Here is a 21977-nt window from a genome sequence, read left to right as displayed (position 1 = left end):
GGGTTTGTGACCCCTTGTTGATATTTTCGGATAACTTAGTACAAGTTCATTTATGGGAAGGCTTATTCCCTGGATTTTGAAATCTTAGTCTAAATATGCGAAAACTTAAAAACAGTGAGCTGGACCGCCTGGATACTGATCAGTTCAGGAACGCACAAAAGACCCCCCTGGTTATTGTTTTAGACAATATCCGGAGTTTAAACAATATAGGTTCTGTTTTCAGAACCGCGGATGCGTTCCTGATCGAAAAGATTTATTTATGTGGAATAACCGCTTCACCCCCGCATAAGGATATTCACAAAACGGCGCTGGGGGCAACCGAGAGTGTAGCCTGGGAGTATAAAAAGAATACCGTAGATTTAATTAAGGACCTAAAGAAAGACTATTTGTGTTTGGCGGTGGAACAAACGGAAAATGCCATTCCACTAAATCAATTTATTCCTGAAAGTTCAACAAAGTATGCGCTGGTATTTGGTAATGAAGTAAAAGGGGTTTCACAGGAAGTGGTTGATAGTTGTATGGGTGTTTTGGAAATACCCCAGTATGGAACCAAGCATTCCTTAAATATAGCTGTAAGTGCCGGAGTAGTCATTTGGGACCTATGGTCTAAGCTTCAGCCTGCCTTAAAAATGAAATAAATTTAGTGGTGGATTTTAGGCCGTAACTGCCTGAAAATAAAAACCCTGACAAAAAAGCCAGGGTTTTCGGGTATATAGTTTGAGTTAGTTAGTTTCTCTAAATTGGAGGTGCAATAAAGTAATTCCTTTTCAACTATGCAAGAAAAATGCTAAATAAGTGTTAAAAAGGCAAGTGCTTTTTCTTTAAAATCGGGGGTAAAAAATGGCTTTATTGGGTAAGTGCCTGTTCAAGAATTTTGTCAATTATTAATTCGTAATGCGAGGTATTTTCAACAAAATCGAGATCCGCAATATCAATGACCAGGCTTTTGCTGGGAGGAAAACCCTTTAAATAATCAAAATACCCGCGATTTATCAGCTCCAGGTATTCCTTGTCTATTCCCTGTTCATAAGAACGTCCTCTTTTTTTAATATTTTCTAATAAACGTTCGGTACTCTGGTAGAGGAAGATGTAGATATCGGGTTTTTTTACTTCATTATACATAAAATTAAACATTTTACGATATAGCTTAAATTCCTCTTTTTGCAGAGTTATTTGCGCAAAAATCAGGGATTTGCAGATATCGTAATCACTTACCATGAAGTTCTTAAAAAGATCAAATTGGGAGGTATCATCTGTAAACTGCTGGTACCTGTCGGCCAAAAAAGACATTTCCAATGGAAAGGCATATCTGCTTTGATCCTTGTAGAATTTCGGCAAAAAAGGGTTGTCCGCAAAACGTTCCAATACAAGTTTGGCATTGTGCTCACTGGCTATTTTCCTGGCCAGGGTAGTTTTGCCTGCACCAATATTACCTTCAATAGCTACCAAATGCAATTGCGAAAAGAGTAACTCCCTGCTGGGGTATAATTTATGAGGGGTTTGCTGCAAACCAGTCTTGTCTTTGCATTCCTGCAACAAATTTCTGGTATCCTTGCCCCGCACAGGGTGATAGAATTGTGGAGCAATATCTGCCAGGGGTTTTAGGACAAATCTTCTTAAATGCATTTGGGGGTGTGGTACTGTTAGTTCATCTGTTTGAATTATTTCGGAATTATAATACAACAAATCAATATCAATAATTCTGGACTGAAATCCTTCTCCTTCAGATCTCAGTCGGCCCATATCCTGCTCAATTCTTAAGATAATATGCAGTACCTCGGCCGGTGTGTGTTTGGTCTCGACGGACAAGCACGCATTCAGGAAGTCTTCTCCTTCAAACCCCCATGAAGGACTCTTGTAAACACCGGAAATTTTAAGAATGGTTCCAAGCTCCTTTTGTAAGAGCAGGACGGCACGCTGCAGATTGAAAAGTTTGTTTCCAAGGTTGCTTCCAAGCGAAAGATATATTGTTTTGGCTTCCTTCATAGTGTGTAAACAAAGGTACGCCAGATGATGAGTTAATTACAATAATGAAACTCAATTTATTAAGCACCTGATACTTTATTTGATTGGTTTGAAATAGGATAAAGTAAAAAATAACTTGATTGCATCATCTTAAGTTTGGTTATCTTTGACATCTATTAAGATTAGTATTGTATGAATTTTTTAAGAAATCTCCTGGCTGCCATACTGGGTACTTTGATAGCCTTCGGCATAATATTCTTCATGTTTGTGTTTTTTATAAGTCTTGTAAACACGGAAGAAGCGGTAACGGTTAAGAAGAATTCCGTTTTGGAATTACAAATGAAATACGCTATTACTGACTATACCGGGAATAAAGAAGGAGACCCTTTTGATGTTCTTTTTGAGAAGGCACAGGGTCTGGACGAAATTCTCCATGCGATAAAGGTGGCAAAAGAGGATAACGATATTAAGGGTATCAGTATTAATAACAATTATATTTCTGCCGGAATTTCATCAACGCAGGCTATAAGAAATGCCTTAGCCGATTTTAAGGAAAGTGGAAAATTCATATACGCCTTTGGGGATTTCTATATGCAAAAGGACTACTATCTGGCGAGCGTCGCAGATAGTATTTTTCTAAATCCGGTTGGCGCAATGGATTTTAAGGGGCTCGCTGCGGAAGTATTATTTTTTAAAGATTTGCAGGATAAGACAGGGGTAAAAATGGAAGTTGTAAGGCACGGCAAATACAAGAGCGCTGTAGAGCCGTTTCTTTCCAATGAAATGAGTGAGGAAAACAGAACCCAAATCAGTGAGCTTATAGGTTCAATTTGGAATACCATTGTCGCTGAAATTGCCATGGACAGGTCAATTTCTGAGGAGGATATAAATGTAATAGCTGACACCCTGGGGGGCAGAAAGCCGGAATACGCAAAAGCTTCAGGACTGCTTGATGATGTTATTTACTATGACGAATATGCAAAACGATTAAAACAGGCTGTTGGTATTGGTGAGGATGATAAACTCAACATTATTTCACTTGAAGATTATACGAGGGTTTCACGCAAAAAGAAATTGCTTTCAGGAAAAGATAAAATAGCAATCATTTATGCACAGGGTGAGATATTTTATGGAGAAGGAGGGCCCAATTATATTGGGCAGGGCATAATTAACAAGGCTATTATTAAAGCAAGGGATGACAAGTCTGTTAAGGCAATTGTATTAAGGGTGAACTCTCCTGGTGGCAGCGCACTTACCTCAGACATTATATGGCGTGAACTGGAAATTGCAAAAAAGGAAAAACCACTTGTTGTGTCTATGGGAGATGTTGCTGCATCCGGAGGTTACTATATTTCTGCCGGTGCTGATAAGATTTATGCGGAACCTACAACAATTACAGGATCTATTGGGGTCTTTGGAGCTATTCCGAATATTAATGAACTGGCAACTAACATTGGAATCAATGCGGAGCAGGTGGGGACCAATAAAAACTCTGTTGATTATTCTTTGTTTGAACCAATGAGTGATGAATTTAGAGCATTTGTAAAAGAAGGCATAGAGTCTACTTACCAGACTTTTCTGGGTAAAGTATCTGAGGGCAGGAATATTACCATTGCCCGGGCAGATAGTCTGGCCCAGGGCCGTGTTTGGAGTGGGGCCCAGGCCAGAGAACTTGGACTTGTAGATGAATTGGGAGGTCTTGAAGATGCCATTGAAGCAGCTGCATTATTAGCTAATGTGGATTCTTACTCGGTAAGGAAATATCCGAAATATAAAAGCAGTTTTGAACGTTTTATGGAAGATTTTGGAGGGACAAGTATTCTAAACAAGGAAGAAATAATCCGCAGAGAGATTGGCACTGAGATCTATGGTCTGTATAAGGAAGTCAAATCTGTAATGGAACAAAAAGGATTTCAGGCGCGCTTGCCTTTTACCTTAACCATTAAATAGCTTAATGACTCCCGATAAAAGAAAACAGGCATATCGTATATACATATACCTGGGTGCACTTTTTATAACATCCCTGGTTGTTTCCAATTTAATATTCCAAAAATTCTTTTTTTGGTATCCTTTTGGCGATGTTACTGTTTTTGGAGCGCCCTTATTTGAGATTTCCGTCGGGGTATTGCCTTACCCCATTACCTTTTTAATTACGGACCTTATTTCCGAAATATTTGGAAGGAAAAAAGCCAATCAGGTTGTAACCACGGGGATTTTTGCTTCCTTTTTTTCCATGGGTATTATCCTGCTGGCAGATATTGCCCCGTCAATTCCTTCCTCTCCTGTAGACGATTCTGTTTTCAGGAGCGTTTTTGCGCTATCTCCTTTAGCTGTTCTCGCCTCAATGCTGGCCTACCTTAGCGCGCAATACGTGGACATTGCAATCTATCATTTCTGGAAGCGCCTGACCAAAGGAAAATTATTATGGCTTCGTAATAATTTCTCCACTTTTTCTTCGCAGATTATTGATACCACTACCGTAGTGGGGCTACTCTGCATTTTTGGGGTAATTCCATGGAATATGTTCAAGGGTTTAGTTATAAGTGGCGTTATTTTTAAAATATTCATCGCTTTTCTGGATACCCCTTTTCTCTATTTGTTCGTATATATCTTCAGAAAGCGATTTAAACTGGCCATGGGTGAGGAAATTGACCTTGATGCCGGAAATTGATTGGCAGTATAGAGTCTATTCATTGTTAACTAGAGAACCTTTTTTTATTTTTTAAGTTTTCGATAAAAGGTATACTAATACTATTTATTTTAAGTTCTAAACGGACTGAGCTTCATACATTATGAAAAAGAAAATATTAAGAATTACCGGAATACTGCTGTTGGTTGTTTTGGGGGTGCTAATCGCCGTCCCTTTCTTCCTGGAGGCTAAGATTGGTGATCTGATAAAGAACAATGTAAATAAGAACATCAACGCAACGTTAGATTTCTCTAAAGTAAACCTAAGTCTCCTGAGAAGCTTTCCTAAGGCCGAGCTTCGAATTGAGGACCTGGTCCTGCTTACAAAGGGTTCGTTTGAAGGTGATACCCTCTTTAGGTCAGAATCTATTTCCTTAGAAATGGGCATTAAGGAACTCTTAAAGAATGCTGAGGAGCCAATAGTAATAAATAGCCTGATCGTGGACGGAGCAGTTTTGAAACTCAAAACAGATAAACTACAAAATGCAAATTACCAGATAGCTAATAAGGAGGAACCGAATACTAAGAATGAATTGGATTCAGGTGGTTTTACTTTAGGTCTGGAATCTTTTCAATTAACAGATGCTGAAATAACCTATGAAGATCTGAGTTCCGGAATACTACTTGAATTAAAAGACCTGGAACACATTGGCAAAGGAGACCTTTCCCTGGAGCTAAGTGAACTGGTAACGCAAACCAAGGCTCTTGTTTCGTTTGAACGAGATAGTACCAGATATTTGGATAATACACTGGTTTTGCTGGATGCCGTAATTGGGATTGACCTTAAAACAAACACTTATTCCTTTTTAAAGAACGAGGGGTTTGTTAACAAGCTTCCTTTAGTATTTGAAGGATATGTCAGAAATTTTGAAGAAAAGCAGGAAGTGGATATAAAATTCAAAACGCCGTCATCCGGGTTTGACAATTTTTTGGCAGTTATTCCTGAAGCCTATGCCCGGAATATTGAAGATGTTAAAACCACAGGAATTTTCAATGTTGAAGGTGTGGTTGCCGGTATTCTAGATGATGAACATATTCCGGAATTTGATGTCCGGATAGATGCCAGGGATGCTTCTATAAAGTATCCGGATTTGCCAAAGGCCATTAAGAACATCAATATGGACATGAGTATTAAAAATACTTCGGGTCTGGCGGAGGATACTTTTATAGAAATTGACAATGCCTCCTTTGCAATCGAAAATGACCGTTTCGTATTAAGCGCAAGGCTTACGGAATTATTGGGTAATACCAAAGTGCAGTCGCATGTGATATGCAACATGAATCTTGCAAATATTTCAGGCGCTTACCCCTTGCCCGGGGTACTGGATTTGAAAGGTCTGCTCGATGCAGATATAAATACCTCTTTTGATATGGAATCCATAGAAAAAAAGAGATATAAAAATACAGTGCTAAATGGGCATTTAAAAGTAAATGGTTTGAGATACAATTCTGATATTTTATCCGAACCTCTCTCAATTCGTACTGCCAGAATGGAATTTGCCCCTTCAGGGGTAATGCTCGAGGATATGAATGGACAACTTGGTAAAACGGATTTTAATATAGATGGAACCATTCAAAATCTGCTTGGGTTTTTATTTAATGATGAAAATATAACAGGCAGTTTTACAATGAGTTCAGACACTTTTGATCTGGGCGATTTTATGTCGAAGGAAGAAATTGCAGATTCCAAAAAAACGGATACAGCAAAAAGCAAGGAAGGATCAGAACTTAAAACGGAAAAAATTCAAATCCCGGCATTCCTCGATTGTACTATTGATGCCAGGGCTGGTTCAGTTGTTTATGATAATCTTATTCTGCGAAATGTAAAAGGGCGATTAAGAATTGTTGATCAAAAAGCACAGCTTTCCAACTTTGAGTCATCATTATTTGATGGGAGCCTGAACTTAAACGGCTTTACAAGTACCAAAGGGGAAACACCTGATTTTCAGATGCAACTTGGCATGACAAATTTAAATTTAGGAAACACCTTTAAATCTCTGGAGCTATTCCGCATTCTTGCCCCTATGGCAGCATCCCTGGAAGGAAAATTAAATTCGGCAATAAGTATTTCCGGCCAATTGAATGATGATTTTACGCCGGACCTCAATACAATTACCGGAACGGTAAATGCAGAAATGCTGGCCATGAAATTGAATCCCGAAAACAGCAAAATTATAAATGCGCTGAATTCACGTCTGAATTTCATTGAAGCAGACAAATTTGATTTAAAGGCCTTGAAAACTGCACTTTCCTTCAAAGACGGCATCGTCAGTGTTAAACCATTTACAATTAACTACGACGATATTGCCATAGCCGTAGGAGGCAGCCATTCCTTTGATAAAAAGTTGAATTATAACCTGAACATAGAAGTTCCGCGAAAATATTTGGGTAAGGAGATTAATTCGCTAATCGCCCAGATTGATGAAAAAGAACTGGAGAACCTGACTCTTCCTGTGAAGGCCAATGTTAGTGGTTTTTATGATGCACCAGAAATTAATACGGACCTTAGTGCAGGAATGAAAGATTTAACTTCAAGACTGCTTGTCGTTCAAAAACAAAAAATGATAAATAAAGGCACGGAGAAAGCAGGAGAACTACTGGGAGGTATTTTATCCGGAAACGGCAATAAAACCGACTCTGCCGGCAAAGGGAGCAAAGAGAATGCAAAAATAAACGAAGTCCTTGGAGGTATAGTGGCAGGGCAGACAGAAAAAAATGACACATCCAATTTAAAGAGCGACTCTATAGCAAAGGAAGACCCTGTAACAAAAGCAGCAAAAGGAATTCTGGGAGGTATTTTGGGTGGAAAGAAAAAAAATACAAATGAATCTAAGGCTGTGGAAGATACAATTAACTGATTCCGAGACTTACATACAAACCCTCATTGCCCCGAACATTAAGCACAGTATTATCTTCAAATAATAAGTATTGTCCCTTTATTCCTTTGAGAATGCCTTTATATACCTTTGTTTTTTGGAGATTAAGGCTTTTTACTTTTACCGGATATTGAAGAACCGGAAACTTCATATGGGTTTCCTGATTATTTTCTATATAATAAGCAACAGCTTCATCGGGGATGTATTGCCTTAACTTGTTTCGCCATTCAATCAAATCTACGTCTTCCAAAGTATTTGTTAGCATTTTACGCCAATTAGTTTTGTCGCTGACATGTTCTTTTAAGGCGAGTTCCGTTATGCCGGCCAAATAGCGGTTGGGGACCTCAACAATTTCGATGGCCTCATGTGCTCCCTGATCAATCCATCTGGTAGGGATCTGTGATTTCCTTGTAACGCCTACCTTTACATTACTGGAATTTGCCAGATAGACTATATGAGGTTGCAACTGCACTTTTTTTTCATATTCCAAATCCCGGTCCTCCTTATCCAAATGGGCCGTACTCAGTTCTGGTCGCATTATCCAATCGCCGGCGGCAGGAGTTTCAAAAAAACACGTTTGACAAAAACCCTGCCTGAAAACAGGCTTGTCTTCACCACAATTCAGGCACTGGTATTTTATAAAACGCAATTGTAATTCTTTGTCCAGCACCTGATTGACATTTAAAAAATCTTCCTTAAATATCAGATAATACTGAATAGGGTTGCCCATTTCAGATTGCATCTTGCGCAATACACCTTCGTAAAGCATGAAACGTGATTTTTGTTAAAAATTCAATTGAAAATACTAACTTTAGCCGTTAGGATTAAGTCACTAAAGATACCCAAAAATGCCAATACCTTTATTTAATTCTATTGCTTCATGGCTTTTGAAAAAGCGCTATCACCAGATAGAACTATTTCTTAAGTACCCTGCAGAAGTACAGGAGGAGGTTTTATTTCAATTGTTGGGAATTGCTGAAGACACAAAGATTGGTAGAGAACACAAATTTGATTCAATTACAAGCTATAAGGCTTTTGCTGAACGCATTCCTATTGTTACCTATGAGGAATTAGAACCTTTAATAGAGCGTACCAGAAGAGGTGAGCAAAACATTTTTTGGCCTACAGCAATTAAGTGGTTTGCAAAGAGTAGTGGAACTACCAATGCCAAAAGCAAATTTATCCCTGTAAGTGCAGAGGCGTTAGAAGATTGCCATTATAAATCGGGCAAGGACTTATTATGTCTCTATTTAAATAATAATGAGAATTCTCAGTTGTTTACGGGTAAAAGTCTTCGCTTGGGAGGCAGCAAGGAGCTATATGAAGATAACGGTACATTTTTTGGCGATCTTTCGGCTATTTTGATTGATAACATGCCCTTTTGGGCAGAGCTGAGCAGTACCCCCAGCAGCAGGGTTTCTCTTATGAGCGAATGGGAAACTAAAATGAATGCCATTATACAGGAAAGCATACAGGAAAACGTTACCAGTTTAGCTGGTGTTCCTTCCTGGATGTTGGTTCTCTTAAATAAGGTACTGGAAGAAACAGGGAAGGATAATTTGTTTGAGGTATGGGAAAATCTTGAAGTCTACTTTCATGGAGGTGTAAGTTTTAACCCCTATCTGGAGCAATACCATAATCTGCTTCCAAAGGGGAATTTCAACTATTATGAGATTTATAATGCCTCTGAAGGATTTTTTGCCATTCAGGACCGGAATAATGCAGATGACTTATTGTTAATGCTCGATTATGGGATTTTTTACGAATTTATTCCAATGGAATCCTATGGAAATCCGGATCAGAAAGTAATTCCGCTATGGGAGGTAGAAAAGAATCAGAATTATGCCATTATAATTACGACAAATTCCGGACTATGGCGCTATTCAATAGGAGATACTATTCGTTTTACTTCTACCAATCCCTATAGGATAAAGGTTACAGGAAGAACAAAACACCATATTAATGCTTTCGGTGAGGAACTTATCATTGAAAATGCTGAAGAGGCACTCAAAAATAGTTGTCAGAAGACCGGTGCGGAAATAATGGATTATACCGCAGCACCCATTTTTATGTCACAAAATGAAAAAGGGGCGCATGAATGGATCATTGAATTCCGAAAAACTCCGGAAGAAATTCAATATTTTACAGAAGTATTGGACAATGCTCTTAAATCTTTAAATTCTGATTATGAGGCAAAGCGATACAATAATATGACATTAAAAATGCCCAAAGTTCATATAGCCAGAAGAAACCTTTTCTATGACTGGTTAAAGTCTAAAGGAAAACTTGGCGGACAGCATAAAATTCCAAGACTGTCCAATGAGAGGATCTATGTGGATGAGTTATTGGAAATGAATAGCTAAAAACCTGATTGATTACCTTTAATTTCCTCAGGATACTACTTATTATGCTACTATATCGATGAAATACACCAATTAATCCAAAAAATTCCGGAAATAGATTATTAATGGTCAATTTGCATCCCCTAACTTAACCTGATTATTAATAAATATCACATTTATGGCTGAACGACTGGTTGTTTTATCCGACATGTGGGGCGCAAAAAAGGGATTATGGATTACGTCTTATTTAGGCTATTTGCAACAATATTTTGATATTGTTTTTTACGATAGTCTTCAACTTTCCGATATAAAACTTTCTGACTATACCCCTGAAAATGTCTGTGAAGCGTTTTCCAAAGGAGGCATGAATATAGCATTGGCTCAACTTTTATCCAAAGAGAGAGAAGAAAGTCATTACCTCACTTTTTGTGCAGGTGGCACTATAGCCTGGAATGCCGCATTACGAGGTCTGCCAATGAAGTCACTAACCGCAATATCCCCTTTAAGCCTCCATATGCAAAACGAAAAACCAGAATGTAAGGTAAATTTACTTTTTGGCGAATATCACAGGGACAAGCCGACTGCTAAATGGGCTTCTGAATTGGATGTAAACATGGAAATTGTCCCGAACTTCGGCAGGGAATTATATAGTGACGACAAAATAATTCAAAAGGTAAGTCTGAATTTGCTGCAAGGCCTGTTAAAAAACACACTTAGTTTCAAGAAACTGCCTTTAGTTTCTTGATGGTTTCAAAGGACAACTTATTCTCTGCATAAGGTTTAGTAACCTTGAATTCTGTTTCATCAGTGCTGGGTAGCTCAAACATTGCATCGGTAAAAACTGCTTCGCATAAAGATCTTAGACCCCTGGCCCCTAGCTTATATTCCACTGCTTTTTCCACAATGTAGTCCAATGCCTGATCTGTAATCTTAAAATTAATGCCATCCATGGCAAATAATTTTTCATACTGTTTTATAATAGCGTTTTTAGGCTCAGTTAAAATAGCTCTTAGTGCTTTTTGGTCCAGAGGATTCATATGTGTAAGGACTGGCAATCTTCCAATTATTTCCGGAATTAGCCCAAATTCTTTTAGATCTTTTGGTATGATATATTGCAGTACATTCGAATTATCCAGACTATCTTCTTTTTTAGCTGCACTATAGCCAATAGCCTGCATATTTAATCGTTTGGTTATAATTCGCTCTATCCCATCAAAAGCACCTCCCGCGATAAACAGGATATTTTCTGTATTTACTTCTATGAATTTTTGATCGGGATGTTTTCTTCCGCCTTTGGGCGGCACATTTACCACGGTTCCCTCCAATAATTTAAGTAATCCCTGTTGCACACCTTCACCGGAAACATCACGGGTAATTGAAGGATTATCGCTTTTTCGGGCAATTTTGTCAAGCTCGTCAATAAAAACAATGCCTCTCTCCGCTTTTTCCAGGCTGTAATCTGCAGCCTGTAAAAGTCGTGTCAGGATACTTTCCACATCTTCACCTACATAACCCGCCTCGGTTAATACAGTTGCATCAACAATAGCCAGTGGTACATTAAGCATTTTTGCAATGGTTTTGGCCATTAGTGTTTTGCCGGTGCCGGTTTGACCAACCATTACAATATTGCTTTTTTGAATCTCTATTTCATCCTCTTTGGAACGCGGTTGCAGGAGTCTTTTATAATGATTATACACTGCTACGGAAAGCACCTTCTTTGTGCGTTTCTGACCAATGATATAGGTGTCCAGAAAATCTTTTATTTCAACCGGTTTTTTTAGGATAAGTTCAGAAGAGAGGTCATCATTCTTTGATTGCTTTGATTCTTCCGCAACTATCCCATGGGCCTGCTCTATACATCTGTCACAAATATGCGCATCCAAACCTGCTATCAAGAGATTTGTCTCGGGTTTTTTTCTTCCACAAAAAGAACATTCCAGATTTTCCTTTGCCATAACTTATACTAGATTTCTAAACAATAACGAAACAAAAGCTATTTTGGTTCATTAAAATATACCTATAACACTATAAATGTTGGTATTTCGTCGAAATTAATCCTTATCCCTTTCCAATATTTCATCTATCATACCATAATCCTTCGCTTCCTGAGCCTTCATCCAATAATCCCGATCGCTATCTTCATAGACCTTCTCAAATTTTTGACCTGAGTGTTTAGATATAATTTGGTATAATTCATCCTTAATTTTAAGTACTTCATTGGCGGCAATCTCTATGTCACTTGCCTGCCCCTGTGCTCCGGACATCGGTTGGTGAATCATAACCCTGGAATGGGTTAAACCACTGCGTTTGCCTTTTTCCCCTGCACACAACAGAACTGCAGCCATGGAAGCTGCCATTCCTGTGCAGATTGTAGCCACATCGGGTTTAATAAACTGCATGGTATCGTAAATACCAAGACCTGCATAGACACTACCTCCGGGAGAGTTTATGTAAATCTGAATATCTTTTGATGAATCTGCACTCGCCAGAAAAAGTAATTGTGCCTGCACAATATTTGCGACCTGGTCATTAATTCCTGTTCCCAAAAAAATAATACGATCCATCATAAGTCTGGAGAAAACATCCATTGCAATTGCATTCAGCTGCCTTTCCTCAATAATGTTTGGTGTCATGTTAACCGGATACATACTACTAATAATACGCTCATAGTACATGCTGTTAATGCCCTGGTCTTTAATGGCATAATTTTGAAATTCTTTTCCGAAATCCATATAAATAATGATGTTTTTTTTAAAAAAAAAGGTGCCGAAATTACTGCTTTCGGCACCGTAAAGATACTTAATTTATTTTTGAATTCTAACCGTAAACCTCTTTCACAAAATTGTCATAGGTAACTTCCTTCTTCTTCAAATTTGCCTTTTCCTTATAAAGTGTAAGTAACTTTTGACTCATCAGCTGTTCGGATAACCTTTTCACTTCCTCCTGGTTGCTCATAACTCTGGCAGCAATATTGTCAAGTTCTTCTTCCTGCGGATTTAACTGGCCGTATTGTGCCATTTGCGACTTAATAAAACCTTTGGCAAATTCTTTCAATTCGTCAAATTGAATTTCAATTCCATTATCCTTAATGATTTTGCCTTCAATTAATTGATAGCGCAATCCTTTTTCAGATTTTTCATACTCATCATTGGCCTCTTCTTCCGTAAGGGACTTTTCTCCTGTAGTCTGAATCCATTTTTTAAGAAACCCGGTTGGAAGATCAAATTTTATGGTTTCTATTAGTCTTTCGGTAATATCATTTAATAATTTTTGATCTGACTGTTGTTCAAATTGTTTCTCCGAATCTTCTTTAATTCTATCTCTCAGATCTTTTTCCGATTTGATGACATCTTTACCAAATAACTTGTCAAATAAGTCCTGATCTAAATTTGCAGACTCCCTCTCATTTATTTCCTCTATCGTAAAACTAACTTCTATATTGAGTTTTGCTGCCTGGTCTCTCTGAATTCCTAAAGCTCCTGATAATAAGTAGTCTTCTTCAAAAAGGCCTTTTGTTTTCAAAACAACGGTATCTCCCGCTTTTTTCCCGATAAGACTGTTAATGGCTTTTTTGCTTTTCAGTTTAGACATTTCAAGAGTGGACTTATTGTCTATTTCCTCTCCTTCATTGCGAAAAGTACCTGTAAGCTCATCGTTCTTTCCTGCTTCAGATTTGCTGATAAGTTTTCCGTACTGTTTTCTGATACGCTCAACCTGTTCATCTATCATCTTCTTATCGGCTACAATTTTATAGTGCGTAACCGGCTTTTTTGTCTTTAAGGATACCTCAAAATTAGGGGCGAGGCCTAATTCAAATTCAAAAGAAAAATCTTCTGCCTCCCAATTGAAATTATCTTGTTGTTTTGGAAGTGGATTTCCAAGGACATCTAATTTTTCTTCGGTAAGATATTTGTTAAGGTTATCCTGCAAAAGCTTATTTACTTCGTCAACCAGGACGGCTTTGCCATATTGTTTTTTGATTAATCCCATAGGAACCTGGCCTTTCCTGAATCCTGGAATATTGGCCTGTTTTTTATAATCCTTAAGAATTTTATCTACCTTGTCACTATAGTCATCTTTAGTTATTGCTACCTTAACAATAGCATTTAACTCGTCTATCTGCTCTTTCTGAATATTCATTTATATCTCTATTTGCTTTCTAAAATGGGATGCAAAAATAGGATATTTTATAAACCGGGACAAGTTTTTAAATAGCTGATTATCAATTCTTATATAAGGAAATTTAATCCTCTTTTAAAAATGAGAAAAAGATAGATTCCAGGAAGGTCAAAAGCAGGCTAAACAGTAGCGCCCACCAGATAGTATCGACAGTAAACCCGGACACAAATTTGTCTGCGAGCAGAATAATCAGGGCGTTAATAATCAGTAAGAACAATCCCAGTGTTAGTATGGTTATGGGCAAGGTAAGAATTATAAGAATAGGCTTTACGACAAAATTTAGAAGGCCCAATACAATGGCCACGATAATCGCCGTAGTATAGGAGTCGACTCCAACGCCGGGCAGCACATTTGACAATATTACAACTGCAAGGGCACTCAATAAAATTCGAACAATAAGTTTCATTTGTTTTGGTCTTTAGGTTAAATAAAAATAGCGTCAGTATGCATTGACGCCATTAAAAATAGTTATATTTTTTGTTATTTCACATGTAAACAAGTTCTTAGATCCGGAGGATCATTATCTGGCAGGTCTGCCTTTTTTTAACTATTCAGAAAAACCATGGATTTTTCAATAAACTGTTGCGGATTTTCTGCATGTAACCAATGCCCTGCGTCATCAATAGTTTCTAGCGTGGCATTTGGAAAATGATGCTTAATCTGAGACAGGTCCTCAGGGGTAATGTACTCTGATCTGCTGCCCCGCAGAAATAAGGCAGGGCCGGTAAAATATTCGGTATGACCCAGTGCTTCGCCAATTTCTTCCATTTTTTCTGCCAGGACGCTGAGGTTAAAACGAAATGCCAATTTTCCTTTTTCTGTACGATGGAGGTTTTTTAACAAAAACTGCCTGATTCCCCAGTCATGAAGGTGTTCCGCCAGAAGAAAATCGGCCTGACTTCGGGAGGTAAGTTCGTTTGTGGGTAAAGTTTTTAAGGCATCAATGATATACTGATGATGGGGTGGATAAAATTTTGGAGCAATGTCGGCAACTAATAATTTATCTACAGAATCCGGATGCTTGCAAGCAAAGGTCATTGCGGTTTTGCCTCCCATGGAATGGCCCAGGATACAGGCCTTTGATAAGTCGTGATAGTCCAGATAGTACTTCAAATCATCGGCAAGAATGGTATAATTAAACTCTTCAGACCAAAAGCTCCTGCCATGATTTCGCTGATCCAAAAGATGAACTTCATAACCGTGCTGGGCATATTGGGTACCCAACGTTTTCCAATTATCCGACATTCCCAAAAAACCGTGTAGAATTATAAGTGGTTTACCCTGGCCTAAAATATTTGAATGAAGTAAGTTCATTATTTCAATCGGTGTAGATACATATTAATTACATTCTCCAGCCCCAGATAAAGAGATTCGCAAATCAGTGCATGCCCGATGGATACTTCCAGCAGATTTGAAACATGATCCTTGAAATACTTTATGTTCCTGAGGCTTAAATCATGCCCTGCATTTATACCAAGGCCCAATTCATACGCAATGTTTGCAGCCTCAATAAAGGGCTGAATCCCATGCATGTTGCCTGCCTCATAATCCCTGGCATATTGCTCTGTATAGAGCTCAATTCTGTCTGCACCGGTTTTTGCTGCTCCTGCTACCATGCTGGTTTCAGGGTCTACAAATATGGACGTCCGAATATTTTTTTCTTTAAATACCCCAATGACTTCTTTTAGGAAGTCCTTATGAGTTATGGTGTTCCAGCCAGCATTGGATGTTATAGCGTCCGGGGAGTCCGGTACCAGAGTTACCTGAGCTGGCTGAACCTCTAAAACCAAATCAATAAATTTATCAATAGGATTCCCTTCGATATTCAATTCTGTGGTTACAACATCTCTTAATTTCCGGGCATCCTCATATCTAATATGCCTTTCGTCCGGCCTGGGATGAATAGTTATACCTTGTGCACCAAAATCTTCTATATCAGCTACTACTTTTAAGAGATCAGGGACATTCCCTCCTCTTGAATTTCTTAGGGTGGCTATTTTGTTAACATTAACACTAAGCTTTGTCATTTTGCGATATTTATATTTTCCAGGGCTCAAAAATACAAATTAGGCATACCTTTTGATATTTAAAATTAGTATTTTGCGTAAGATTTTAATGACATGCAGATTCAATCTCACATAATCAATACGATTCCGGTTTTCAATTTGGAAGAAACACTCAAAAAGGTCATTCACTTTTTTAAGCATACGACCTATTCGCATGTAGCTATCGTTGAGAATAATTATTTTTTGGGGGTCTTATCGGAGAATGATCTTGAAACCTTTGAGAGCGAAAAAAAAATAGAGGACTACAAATATAATCTTGAGTCCTTTTTTGTCCTTAAAAGCACGTCATGGCTGGATGTCCTTGAAAAATTTGCCAGAAATGAATGCAATTTATTGCCGGTTTTGGATGAAGAAAATAAGGTTTTGGGGTATTATGATCTTAATGATATAGTAGGAGTATTCATAGACACCCCTTTTTTTACCGAACCAGGTGGAATACTGGTATTGGAAAAAAACATAAAGGACTATTCTTTTAGCGAAATATCTCAGATTGTTGAAAGCAATAATACCAGGTTGCTTGGCGCATTTATTACAGATATTCGAAATGATATTTTACAAATTACAATAAAAATAAGCACCGGTAATTTTAGTGAGGTAGTCCATACTTTCAGACGATACAACTACAACATACTCTTTGGTAACAAGGATGATCAGTTTATTGAGAATTTAAAAGAAAGATCGGATTATCTGGATAAATACCTTAATGTTTAAATTTTATGCGGTTAAATATTCTGAAAAAAGTAATTTCAGTTGCATCATCCTCCTTAAAAAAAGAATGATTTCATAAACCTGTGTACTATGAAAATTGCGATATATGCTCAGATTTACCAGACTGAAGCTATCGATTATGTTGTTGAATTATTGGATGAATGCAAGAATGTTGACGCAGAAGTATCTATTGAATCTGATTTTTACGAACAGTTATCTGCAGCAAGGCAAATAGAAAATTACACTACCTTCGATCGGGAAGTTGGATTGGATTCGTCTTTTGAAATGTTTGTGAGCTTTGGAGGGGATGGAACAATTCTTAGAGCTATAACTTATGTCCGTGATCTGGGAATTCCTATAGTAGGGGTAAATACGGGCAGACTCGGATTTCTTTCTACTTTAAAAAAGGAAGAAGTCAGAAGAGTTGTAACTGAATTTCTTTCAGGAGGCTATTCCATAGATGAACGCAGCTTGGTAGAAGTAAATGCAGATTTTGATATCCCTGAATTCAAGGATATGAATTACGCCTTAAATGAAGTATCCGTAAGCAGAAAGGATACTACTTCTATGATAACTGTGGAAACACATCTCAATAATGAATATCTAACCTCCTATTGGGCAGATGGCCTTATTGTTTCAACGCCAACAGGATCTACGGGATATTCACTGAGTTGCGGAGGTCCGGTAATTTTACCAGGAGTGCAATCTTTGGTAATAACCCCGATTGCCCCCCATAATTTAAGCGCAAGACCCCTGGTTATTTCGGACGATACAATAATACGGCTAAAAGTTTCGGGACGAGAGGAAAATCACCTTGTTTCCTTGGATTCACGGATTGCCACGATCGAAAATGGTAAAGAAATTACGATTAAAAAGGCTCCTTTTAAAATAAAAATGATTGCCTATACTTCCGAGAGCTTTTTAGAAACCATTAGAAACAAATTGCTTTGGGGACAGGATAAGCGGAATTAGATACTTCCCGAAAACAATAAATAACTGCAAATACTGTTTATCAAAAGTAAACAGAGGTATCAAGACAATAGGTCTAAAATACCATATTAATTATATTTGCAAACTTTTGAGTTTAATGAGAGCTTATATTATTGTTTTTCTTTTACTTGGCTATGGTTTAATAAATGCCCAAACTTATGAAGTTGGGATTTATGCAGGAGGGGTCAATAATATTGGAGATGTTGGAAGAATGAACTATATAGCTCCTTCAGGTCCGGCATTTGGTGGAATTTTTAAATGGAATAAAAGTAAGCGCTATGCCTGGCGAGCTAGTTTGATATATGGAGAGTTTACTGCAGATGATGCAAAATCGAGTATTTCTTCAAGAAGGCAAAGGGCATACAATATGGATAATTCTCTGCTGGAAGCATCCGCAGGACTGGAATTTAATTTTGTTGAATATAATTTGCATAAATTAGGACCCGCATTTACACCTTATTTATATACTGGAATTACATATTTCAGATATGAGTATAAATATTTTGATGCCGGACAAGTGCAGGATTTGGGTCAAAAAGACGGTTCTTTTGCTATTCCGATGACCATTGGAGCAAAAGCGAGGTTAACGCAGTTTTTAATTATTGGTGCGGAAATAGGAGCCCGATTGACTTTTACTGACAATTTGGATGGCAGTAATCCTGAAGGATCTAATTTTGAACAATTCAGATTCGGAAATATTTTTAGTGATGATTGGTACGTTTTCTCAGGAATTACACTAACTTATACCTTTGGCAGAAAACCATGTTCCGATTGTTTTGAGTAAGACATATGATGGATTCTATTGATGATTTAAAAAACGGGAAACTTCCAAAGCATCTGGCTATTATAATGGATGGTAATGGCCGGTGGGCTAAGCAAAAAGGAAGATTGCGTGTTTTTGGTCATGAGCATGGTGTAAAAGCAGTGCGGGATGTAGCCGTAAATTGTTCTAAGCTTGGCATAAAGTATCTTACCCTATATGCCTTTTCTACCGAAAACTGGAAGCGACCTAAATTAGAAGTGGATACCTTAATGAAATTACTGGTGTCTTCCTTAAAAAAAGAACTTCACACACTTAACGAGAATAATATAAAGTTAAATGCCATTGGTAATATTGAATCTCTTCCTTCGAGGGCTCTCGCAGAACTAAAAGAAGTAATGGCCAAGACAAGCAGCAATACAACAATGACGCTGACCCTTGCTTTAAGTTACGGTTCCAGAGAGGAGATCAAAAAAGCAATTCAAAGCATTAGTACCAAAGTTAAAAATAATATAATTTCTCCCGAAAATATTGATGAAACCATTATTAATAACCATCTTTACACGCGAAATTTACCAGACGTAGACTTGCTAATCCGCACCAGTGGTGAACACAGGATTAGCAATTTTTTACTTTGGCAGATAGCGTATGCTGAATTATATTTTATTGATGTATTTTGGCCCGATTTTAAAGAGCATCATCTGTTAGAGGCTTTAAAGAATTATCAGCACAGAGAACGAAGATTTGGAAAAACTAGCGAACAACTCAACTAGCGATATGAACAAGTTCATATCACTTGAACTTCTGATTTTATTTTTACTACTCCTTTTTACTACATTCAGTTCTGCTCAGGAAACTCCCTATGGGAATGGTAAAAAATATATACTCGGGGGAATTGAAGTTAAAGGCTTGCAAAGTTATAACGAGCAGACAGTCAAAACATTTACCGGCCTAAGGGAAGGACAGCCTATAACCGTTCCCGGTGATCAAATTAGTGCAGTAATTAAAAAACTTTGGGACCTGGAATTGTTTAGTGATATTAATTTTTATATCTCAAATATCGAAGGAGATAAGGTTTTCCTGGAACTTGACATAGTGGAAAGGCCAACCTTATCTAAGGTTACGGTTTATGGGATTAAAAAGAAAAAGATAGATGAAATAATTAAAGAAACCGATCTTAAAAAAGGCAAAAAGGTTACGGAGAGTTTTATTTCAAATACCAGAAACTATATTGAAAATAAATATAAGAAAGATGGTTATTTAAATGCCAAGGTTACGATTGCCACTGCTGTAGACACTTCGGACACAAATGCGGAAAGCATGGTGGTTAATATTAAGACCGGAGATAAGGTAAAGATTAAAAAAATTACCATTGATGGAAATAAAATGCTTTCGGACAAGCAACTTCGCAAAGCATTGAAGAATACGAAGAAACAACAATTTGGGAGGGTTTGGAAAAAATCTAAATATATTGAGGCAGACTATCAGGAAGATCTCGCAAGAATGGTCGATAAATATGCAGAGAAAGGGTATAGGGACGCCAGGGTACTCTCAGATTCCATTACTGTTCTAAATGACAAGAAAATAAATATTGATATTAAGGTAGAGGAGGGGAATAAGTACTATTTCGGGAATATAGAATTTGTAGGTAATTCGGTTTATACAGATCGTCAGCTAAATCAGGTTTTGGGCATCAATAAGGGAGATACCTATAATGGGGTTCTTCTAAGAGAACGAATAGCCGATGATAGTAAACCCGATGCGGAAGACATCACCAACCTTTATCAAAATAATGGTTATTTGTTTTCCCAAATAAACCCGGTTGAAGTTTCAGCCCAAAATGATACTATAAATTTTGAAATCAGGATAATTGAAGGGAAGGAGACTTTTTTAAATCATGTCTATGTTGAGGGGAATGACAAAACCAATGATCATGTAATTTTCAGAGAGTTAAGAACTCGACCCGGTCAGAAATACAGCAAAGACAACATAGTCCGTAGTGTAAGGGAATTAGGGCAACTTGGCTTTTTTGATGCCGAACAAATTAAACCAGATATTTTAAACCCGGACCCCAATGCCGGTACGGTTGATTTGAAGTATAGCCTTGTGGAATCAGGAGCGAGTCAGATAGAACTGCAGGGAGGTTATGGCGGTGGGGGATTTATAGGAACCCTCGGTTTGTCGTTTAATAACTTTTCTATAAAAAACATATTTAATGGTAAGGCCTATAAACCGGTACCTATGGGAGATGGCCAGACTTTTGCATTGCGCTTACAAGCCAGTAGAACTTTTAGGGTTTATAGTCTTAATTTTTCGGAACCCTGGCTTGGTGGTAAGAAACCGGTAAGGTTTAACATGTCGTTTTCCAGGACACAGCAATTCCTCGCATCTTTCAGCACTTCAGGAAGAATTGAAGTCAATAAAGATCAGCAGTTTTCCATAACAGGGATTTCTATTGGACTTGCCAAAAGATTACAATGGCCGGATGACTTTTTTACTATATCTCATGCATTGGGATATCAATTATATGATTTTCAGAATTACAATTCCGGTCTTTTTCAGTTTGGTAATGGGTCATCTAATTCCCTAACCTATACTTTGGGACTATCCCGGAGTTCTGCAGGCCCAGGAAGAATTTTCCCTTTGTCAGGTTCTATTTTTGAGGTTACTGCCAAGTTAACCCCTCCTTATTCTCTCTTTAGCAATACGGACTATGCAGCATTGCAGGAAAGAACTACTGAGCTTGGTGAAATTAGTCAGCAACGTCCTTTGACGCAAGACGAAATCAGTGAACTGGAGACAATTCAGCAAGAGAGGTTTGAATGGTTAGAGTATTTTAAAATAAAATTTAAAGGAGATTGGTATACACGTATAGTAGGTAAACTGGTTTTGCGTACTAATGTTGAATTTGGTTTTCTTGGTAGTTATAACAGTGATTTGGGTAAGGTGCCTTTTGAACGTTTCTTCATGGGTGGAGATGGTCTGGCAGGTAATTTTACATTGGATGGAAGAGAGACCATACAATTAAGAGGATATGAGAATAACTCCATTACGCCACTTGATCCTCTTACCGGGCAACAGGAAGGTGGAATTGTATTTAATAAATATTCGCTGGAACTTCGATATCCATTAACGTTAAAGCCATCTGCATCTATTTACGCCCTATCTTTTTTAGAGGCAGGAAATAATTTCAACAATTTTCAGGAATATAATCCGTTTCTTTTAAAACGATCGGCCGGAGTGGGTGTCCGGATATTTATGCCGGCATTTGGTTTATTGGGGATTGACTTTGGTTATGGTTTCGATGAAGATAGCCGTCCACAGTCTGCGGGTGGCGGTCCAAGCGGCTGGCAAACGCACTTTATTATAGGGCAACAGTTCTAACTAAGCAATTTTTCCAATA

Annotated in this window: 19 protein-coding genes; 11 read left to right on the top strand and 8 right to left on the bottom strand. The window is 37.8% G+C overall.

The window, feature by feature from the left end; genetic code table 11:
- The first annotated feature begins 95 nt into the window (after nucleotides 1-95).
- Nucleotides 96-638, top strand: coding sequence for an RNA methyltransferase (locus G504_RS0115610; protein ID WP_019671133.1), 543 nt, complete (start codon nucleotides 96-98; stop codon nucleotides 636-638).
- Between the two features lie 208 nt (nucleotides 639-846).
- Here G504_RS0115610 and folK read toward each other — a convergent pair whose 3' ends face one another.
- Nucleotides 847-1986: a 2-amino-4-hydroxy-6-hydroxymethyldihydropteridine diphosphokinase gene (gene folK, locus G504_RS0115605; protein WP_019671132.1), complete on the bottom strand. Its 1140-nt coding sequence runs from the start codon at nucleotides 1984-1986 to the stop codon at nucleotides 847-849.
- A 171-nt stretch (nucleotides 1987-2157) separates the two neighbouring features.
- Here folK and sppA point away from each other — a divergent pair, with 171 nt between their 5' ends.
- The 3 genes from sppA to G504_RS0115590 all read left to right on the top strand — a co-directional run bounded on the left by sppA (nucleotide 2158) and on the right by G504_RS0115590 (nucleotide 7511).
- The gene (gene sppA, locus G504_RS0115600) at nucleotides 2158-3915 is read left to right on the top strand and encodes a signal peptide peptidase SppA (RefSeq protein WP_019671131.1); all 1758 of its coding nucleotides are present in this window, start codon (nucleotides 2158-2160) and stop codon (nucleotides 3913-3915) included.
- Nucleotides 3916-3919: 4 nt separating this feature from the next.
- Nucleotides 3920-4636 (top strand): queuosine precursor transporter, encoded by a 717-nt coding sequence (locus tag G504_RS0115595; RefSeq protein ID WP_019671130.1) that lies wholly within the window; start codon nucleotides 3920-3922, stop codon nucleotides 4634-4636.
- A gap of 121 nt (nucleotides 4637-4757) precedes the next feature.
- On the top strand, nucleotides 4758-7511 hold the full coding sequence (locus tag G504_RS0115590) for an AsmA-like C-terminal region-containing protein (protein WP_019671129.1): 2754 nt from the start codon (nucleotides 4758-4760) through the stop codon (nucleotides 7509-7511).
- On the opposite strand, the gene G504_RS0115585 is transcribed toward G504_RS0115590, so the two are convergent.
- The gene (locus G504_RS0115585) at nucleotides 7504-8298 is read right to left on the bottom strand and encodes a DUF2797 domain-containing protein (protein WP_019671128.1); all 795 of its coding nucleotides are present in this window, start codon (nucleotides 8296-8298) and stop codon (nucleotides 7504-7506) included. The genes G504_RS0115590 and G504_RS0115585 overlap by 8 nt on opposite strands.
- A 79-nt stretch (nucleotides 8299-8377) precedes the next feature.
- Here G504_RS0115585 and G504_RS0115580 point away from each other — a divergent pair, with 79 nt between their 5' ends.
- Nucleotides 8378-9892, top strand: coding sequence for a GH3 auxin-responsive promoter family protein (locus G504_RS0115580; protein ID WP_019671127.1), 1515 nt, complete (start codon nucleotides 8378-8380; stop codon nucleotides 9890-9892).
- 157 nt (nucleotides 9893-10049) lie between these two features.
- Nucleotides 10050-10616 (top strand): hypothetical protein, encoded by a 567-nt coding sequence (locus G504_RS0115570; RefSeq protein ID WP_051089573.1) that lies wholly within the window; start codon nucleotides 10050-10052, stop codon nucleotides 10614-10616.
- Here the strand turns inward: G504_RS0115570 and clpX are convergent.
- From clpX to G504_RS0115540, 6 genes are all read right to left on the bottom strand, one after another.
- Complete coding sequence (gene clpX, locus G504_RS0115565; protein WP_019671125.1) at nucleotides 10591-11826, bottom strand: ATP-dependent Clp protease ATP-binding subunit ClpX; 1236 nt, start codon at nucleotides 11824-11826, stop codon at nucleotides 10591-10593. The two genes, G504_RS0115570 and clpX, sit on opposite strands and share 26 nt — an antisense overlap.
- A 96-nt stretch (nucleotides 11827-11922) precedes the next feature.
- Entirely contained in the window at nucleotides 11923-12603 is a 681-nt protein-coding gene (gene clpP / locus G504_RS0115560) for an ATP-dependent Clp endopeptidase proteolytic subunit ClpP (RefSeq protein WP_019671124.1), read from the bottom strand.
- An 85-nt stretch (nucleotides 12604-12688) separates the two neighbouring features.
- Nucleotides 12689-14011: a trigger factor gene (gene tig / locus G504_RS0115555; RefSeq protein WP_019671123.1), complete on the bottom strand. Its 1323-nt coding sequence runs from the start codon at nucleotides 14009-14011 to the stop codon at nucleotides 12689-12691.
- Between the two features lie 103 nt (nucleotides 14012-14114).
- The gene (locus G504_RS0115550; RefSeq protein ID WP_019671122.1) at nucleotides 14115-14456 is read right to left on the bottom strand and encodes a phage holin family protein; all 342 of its coding nucleotides are present in this window, start codon (nucleotides 14454-14456) and stop codon (nucleotides 14115-14117) included.
- Between the two features lie 137 nt (nucleotides 14457-14593).
- A complete protein-coding gene (locus G504_RS0115545; protein WP_019671121.1) occupies nucleotides 14594-15364 on the bottom strand; it encodes an alpha/beta fold hydrolase in 771 nt (256 codons plus the stop codon).
- The gene (locus G504_RS0115540; protein ID WP_019671120.1) at nucleotides 15364-16077 is read right to left on the bottom strand and encodes a pyridoxine 5'-phosphate synthase; all 714 of its coding nucleotides are present in this window, start codon (nucleotides 16075-16077) and stop codon (nucleotides 15364-15366) included. The genes G504_RS0115545 and G504_RS0115540 overlap by 1 nt, the downstream gene beginning before the upstream one ends.
- A 93-nt stretch (nucleotides 16078-16170) precedes the next feature.
- On the opposite strand from G504_RS0115540, the gene G504_RS0115535 reads away from it, so the two are divergent.
- From G504_RS0115535 to G504_RS0115515, 5 genes are all read left to right on the top strand, one after another.
- Entirely contained in the window at nucleotides 16171-16827 is a 657-nt protein-coding gene (locus G504_RS0115535) for a CBS domain-containing protein (RefSeq protein WP_019671119.1), read from the top strand.
- Between the two features lie 87 nt (nucleotides 16828-16914).
- On the top strand, nucleotides 16915-17796 hold the full coding sequence (locus tag G504_RS0115530) for an NAD kinase (RefSeq protein WP_019671118.1): 882 nt from the start codon (nucleotides 16915-16917) through the stop codon (nucleotides 17794-17796).
- A gap of 115 nt (nucleotides 17797-17911) precedes the next feature.
- Nucleotides 17912-18598: a type IX secretion system protein PorG gene (porG, locus tag G504_RS0115525; protein ID WP_019671117.1), complete on the top strand. Its 687-nt coding sequence runs from the start codon at nucleotides 17912-17914 to the stop codon at nucleotides 18596-18598.
- Between the two features lie 8 nt (nucleotides 18599-18606).
- A complete protein-coding gene (locus tag G504_RS0115520) occupies nucleotides 18607-19347 on the top strand; it encodes an isoprenyl transferase (protein ID WP_026348624.1) in 741 nt (246 codons plus the stop codon).
- A 4-nt stretch (nucleotides 19348-19351) separates the two neighbouring features.
- Entirely contained in the window at nucleotides 19352-21958 is a 2607-nt protein-coding gene (locus G504_RS0115515) for a BamA/OMP85 family outer membrane protein (protein WP_019671115.1), read from the top strand.
- Nucleotides 21959-21977: the final 19 nt, after the last annotated feature.

Origin of the sequence: Eudoraea adriatica DSM 19308 (genome assembly GCF_000382125.1) — a bacterium.
Lineage (GTDB): Bacteria > Bacteroidota > Bacteroidia > Flavobacteriales > Flavobacteriaceae > Eudoraea > Eudoraea adriatica.
The sequence above is the reverse complement of the archived record's forward strand: the minus strand, read 5'-3'. Positions and strand labels throughout refer to the sequence as shown.

Bases quoted from the DNA above. Each gene is read 5' to 3' on its own strand.
- porG (WP_019671117.1), top strand. From the start codon at position 17,912: ATGAGAGCTTATATTATTGTTTTTCTTTTACTTGGCTATGGTTTAATA.
- G504_RS0115530 (WP_019671118.1), top strand. From the start codon at position 16,915: ATGAAAATTGCGATATATGCTCAGATTTACCAGACTGAAGCTATCGAT.
- G504_RS0115535 (WP_019671119.1), top strand. From the start codon at position 16,171: ATGCAGATTCAATCTCACATAATCAATACGATTCCGGTTTTCAATTTG.
- G504_RS0115545 (WP_019671121.1), bottom strand. From the start codon at position 15,364: ATGAACTTACTTCATTCAAATATTTTAGGCCAGGGTAAACCACTTATA.
- clpX (WP_019671125.1), bottom strand. From the start codon at position 11,826: ATGGCAAAGGAAAATCTGGAATGTTCTTTTTGTGGAAGAAAAAAACCC.
- G504_RS0115610 (WP_019671133.1), top strand. From the start codon at position 96: ATGCGAAAACTTAAAAACAGTGAGCTGGACCGCCTGGATACTGATCAG.
- G504_RS0115595 (WP_019671130.1), top strand. From the start codon at position 3,920: ATGACTCCCGATAAAAGAAAACAGGCATATCGTATATACATATACCTG.
- G504_RS0115520 (WP_026348624.1), top strand. From the start codon at position 18,607: ATGGATTCTATTGATGATTTAAAAAACGGGAAACTTCCAAAGCATCTG.
- G504_RS0115515 (WP_019671115.1), top strand. From the start codon at position 19,352: ATGAACAAGTTCATATCACTTGAACTTCTGATTTTATTTTTACTACTC.
- G504_RS0115585 (WP_019671128.1), bottom strand. From the start codon at position 8,298: ATGCTTTACGAAGGTGTATTGCGCAAGATGCAATCTGAAATGGGCAAC.
- G504_RS0115570 (WP_051089573.1), top strand. From the start codon at position 10,050: ATGGCTGAACGACTGGTTGTTTTATCCGACATGTGGGGCGCAAAAAAG.
- G504_RS0115590 (WP_019671129.1), top strand. From the start codon at position 4,758: ATGAAAAAGAAAATATTAAGAATTACCGGAATACTGCTGTTGGTTGTT.
- clpP (WP_019671124.1), bottom strand. From the start codon at position 12,603: ATGGATTTCGGAAAAGAATTTCAAAATTATGCCATTAAAGACCAGGGC.
- G504_RS0115550 (WP_019671122.1), bottom strand. From the start codon at position 14,456: ATGAAACTTATTGTTCGAATTTTATTGAGTGCCCTTGCAGTTGTAATA.
- sppA (WP_019671131.1), top strand. From the start codon at position 2,158: ATGAATTTTTTAAGAAATCTCCTGGCTGCCATACTGGGTACTTTGATA.
- G504_RS0115540 (WP_019671120.1), bottom strand. From the start codon at position 16,077: ATGACAAAGCTTAGTGTTAATGTTAACAAAATAGCCACCCTAAGAAAT.
- folK (WP_019671132.1), bottom strand. From the start codon at position 1,986: ATGAAGGAAGCCAAAACAATATATCTTTCGCTTGGAAGCAACCTTGGA.
- G504_RS0115580 (WP_019671127.1), top strand. From the start codon at position 8,378: ATGCCAATACCTTTATTTAATTCTATTGCTTCATGGCTTTTGAAAAAG.
- tig (WP_019671123.1), bottom strand. From the start codon at position 14,011: ATGAATATTCAGAAAGAGCAGATAGACGAGTTAAATGCTATTGTTAAG.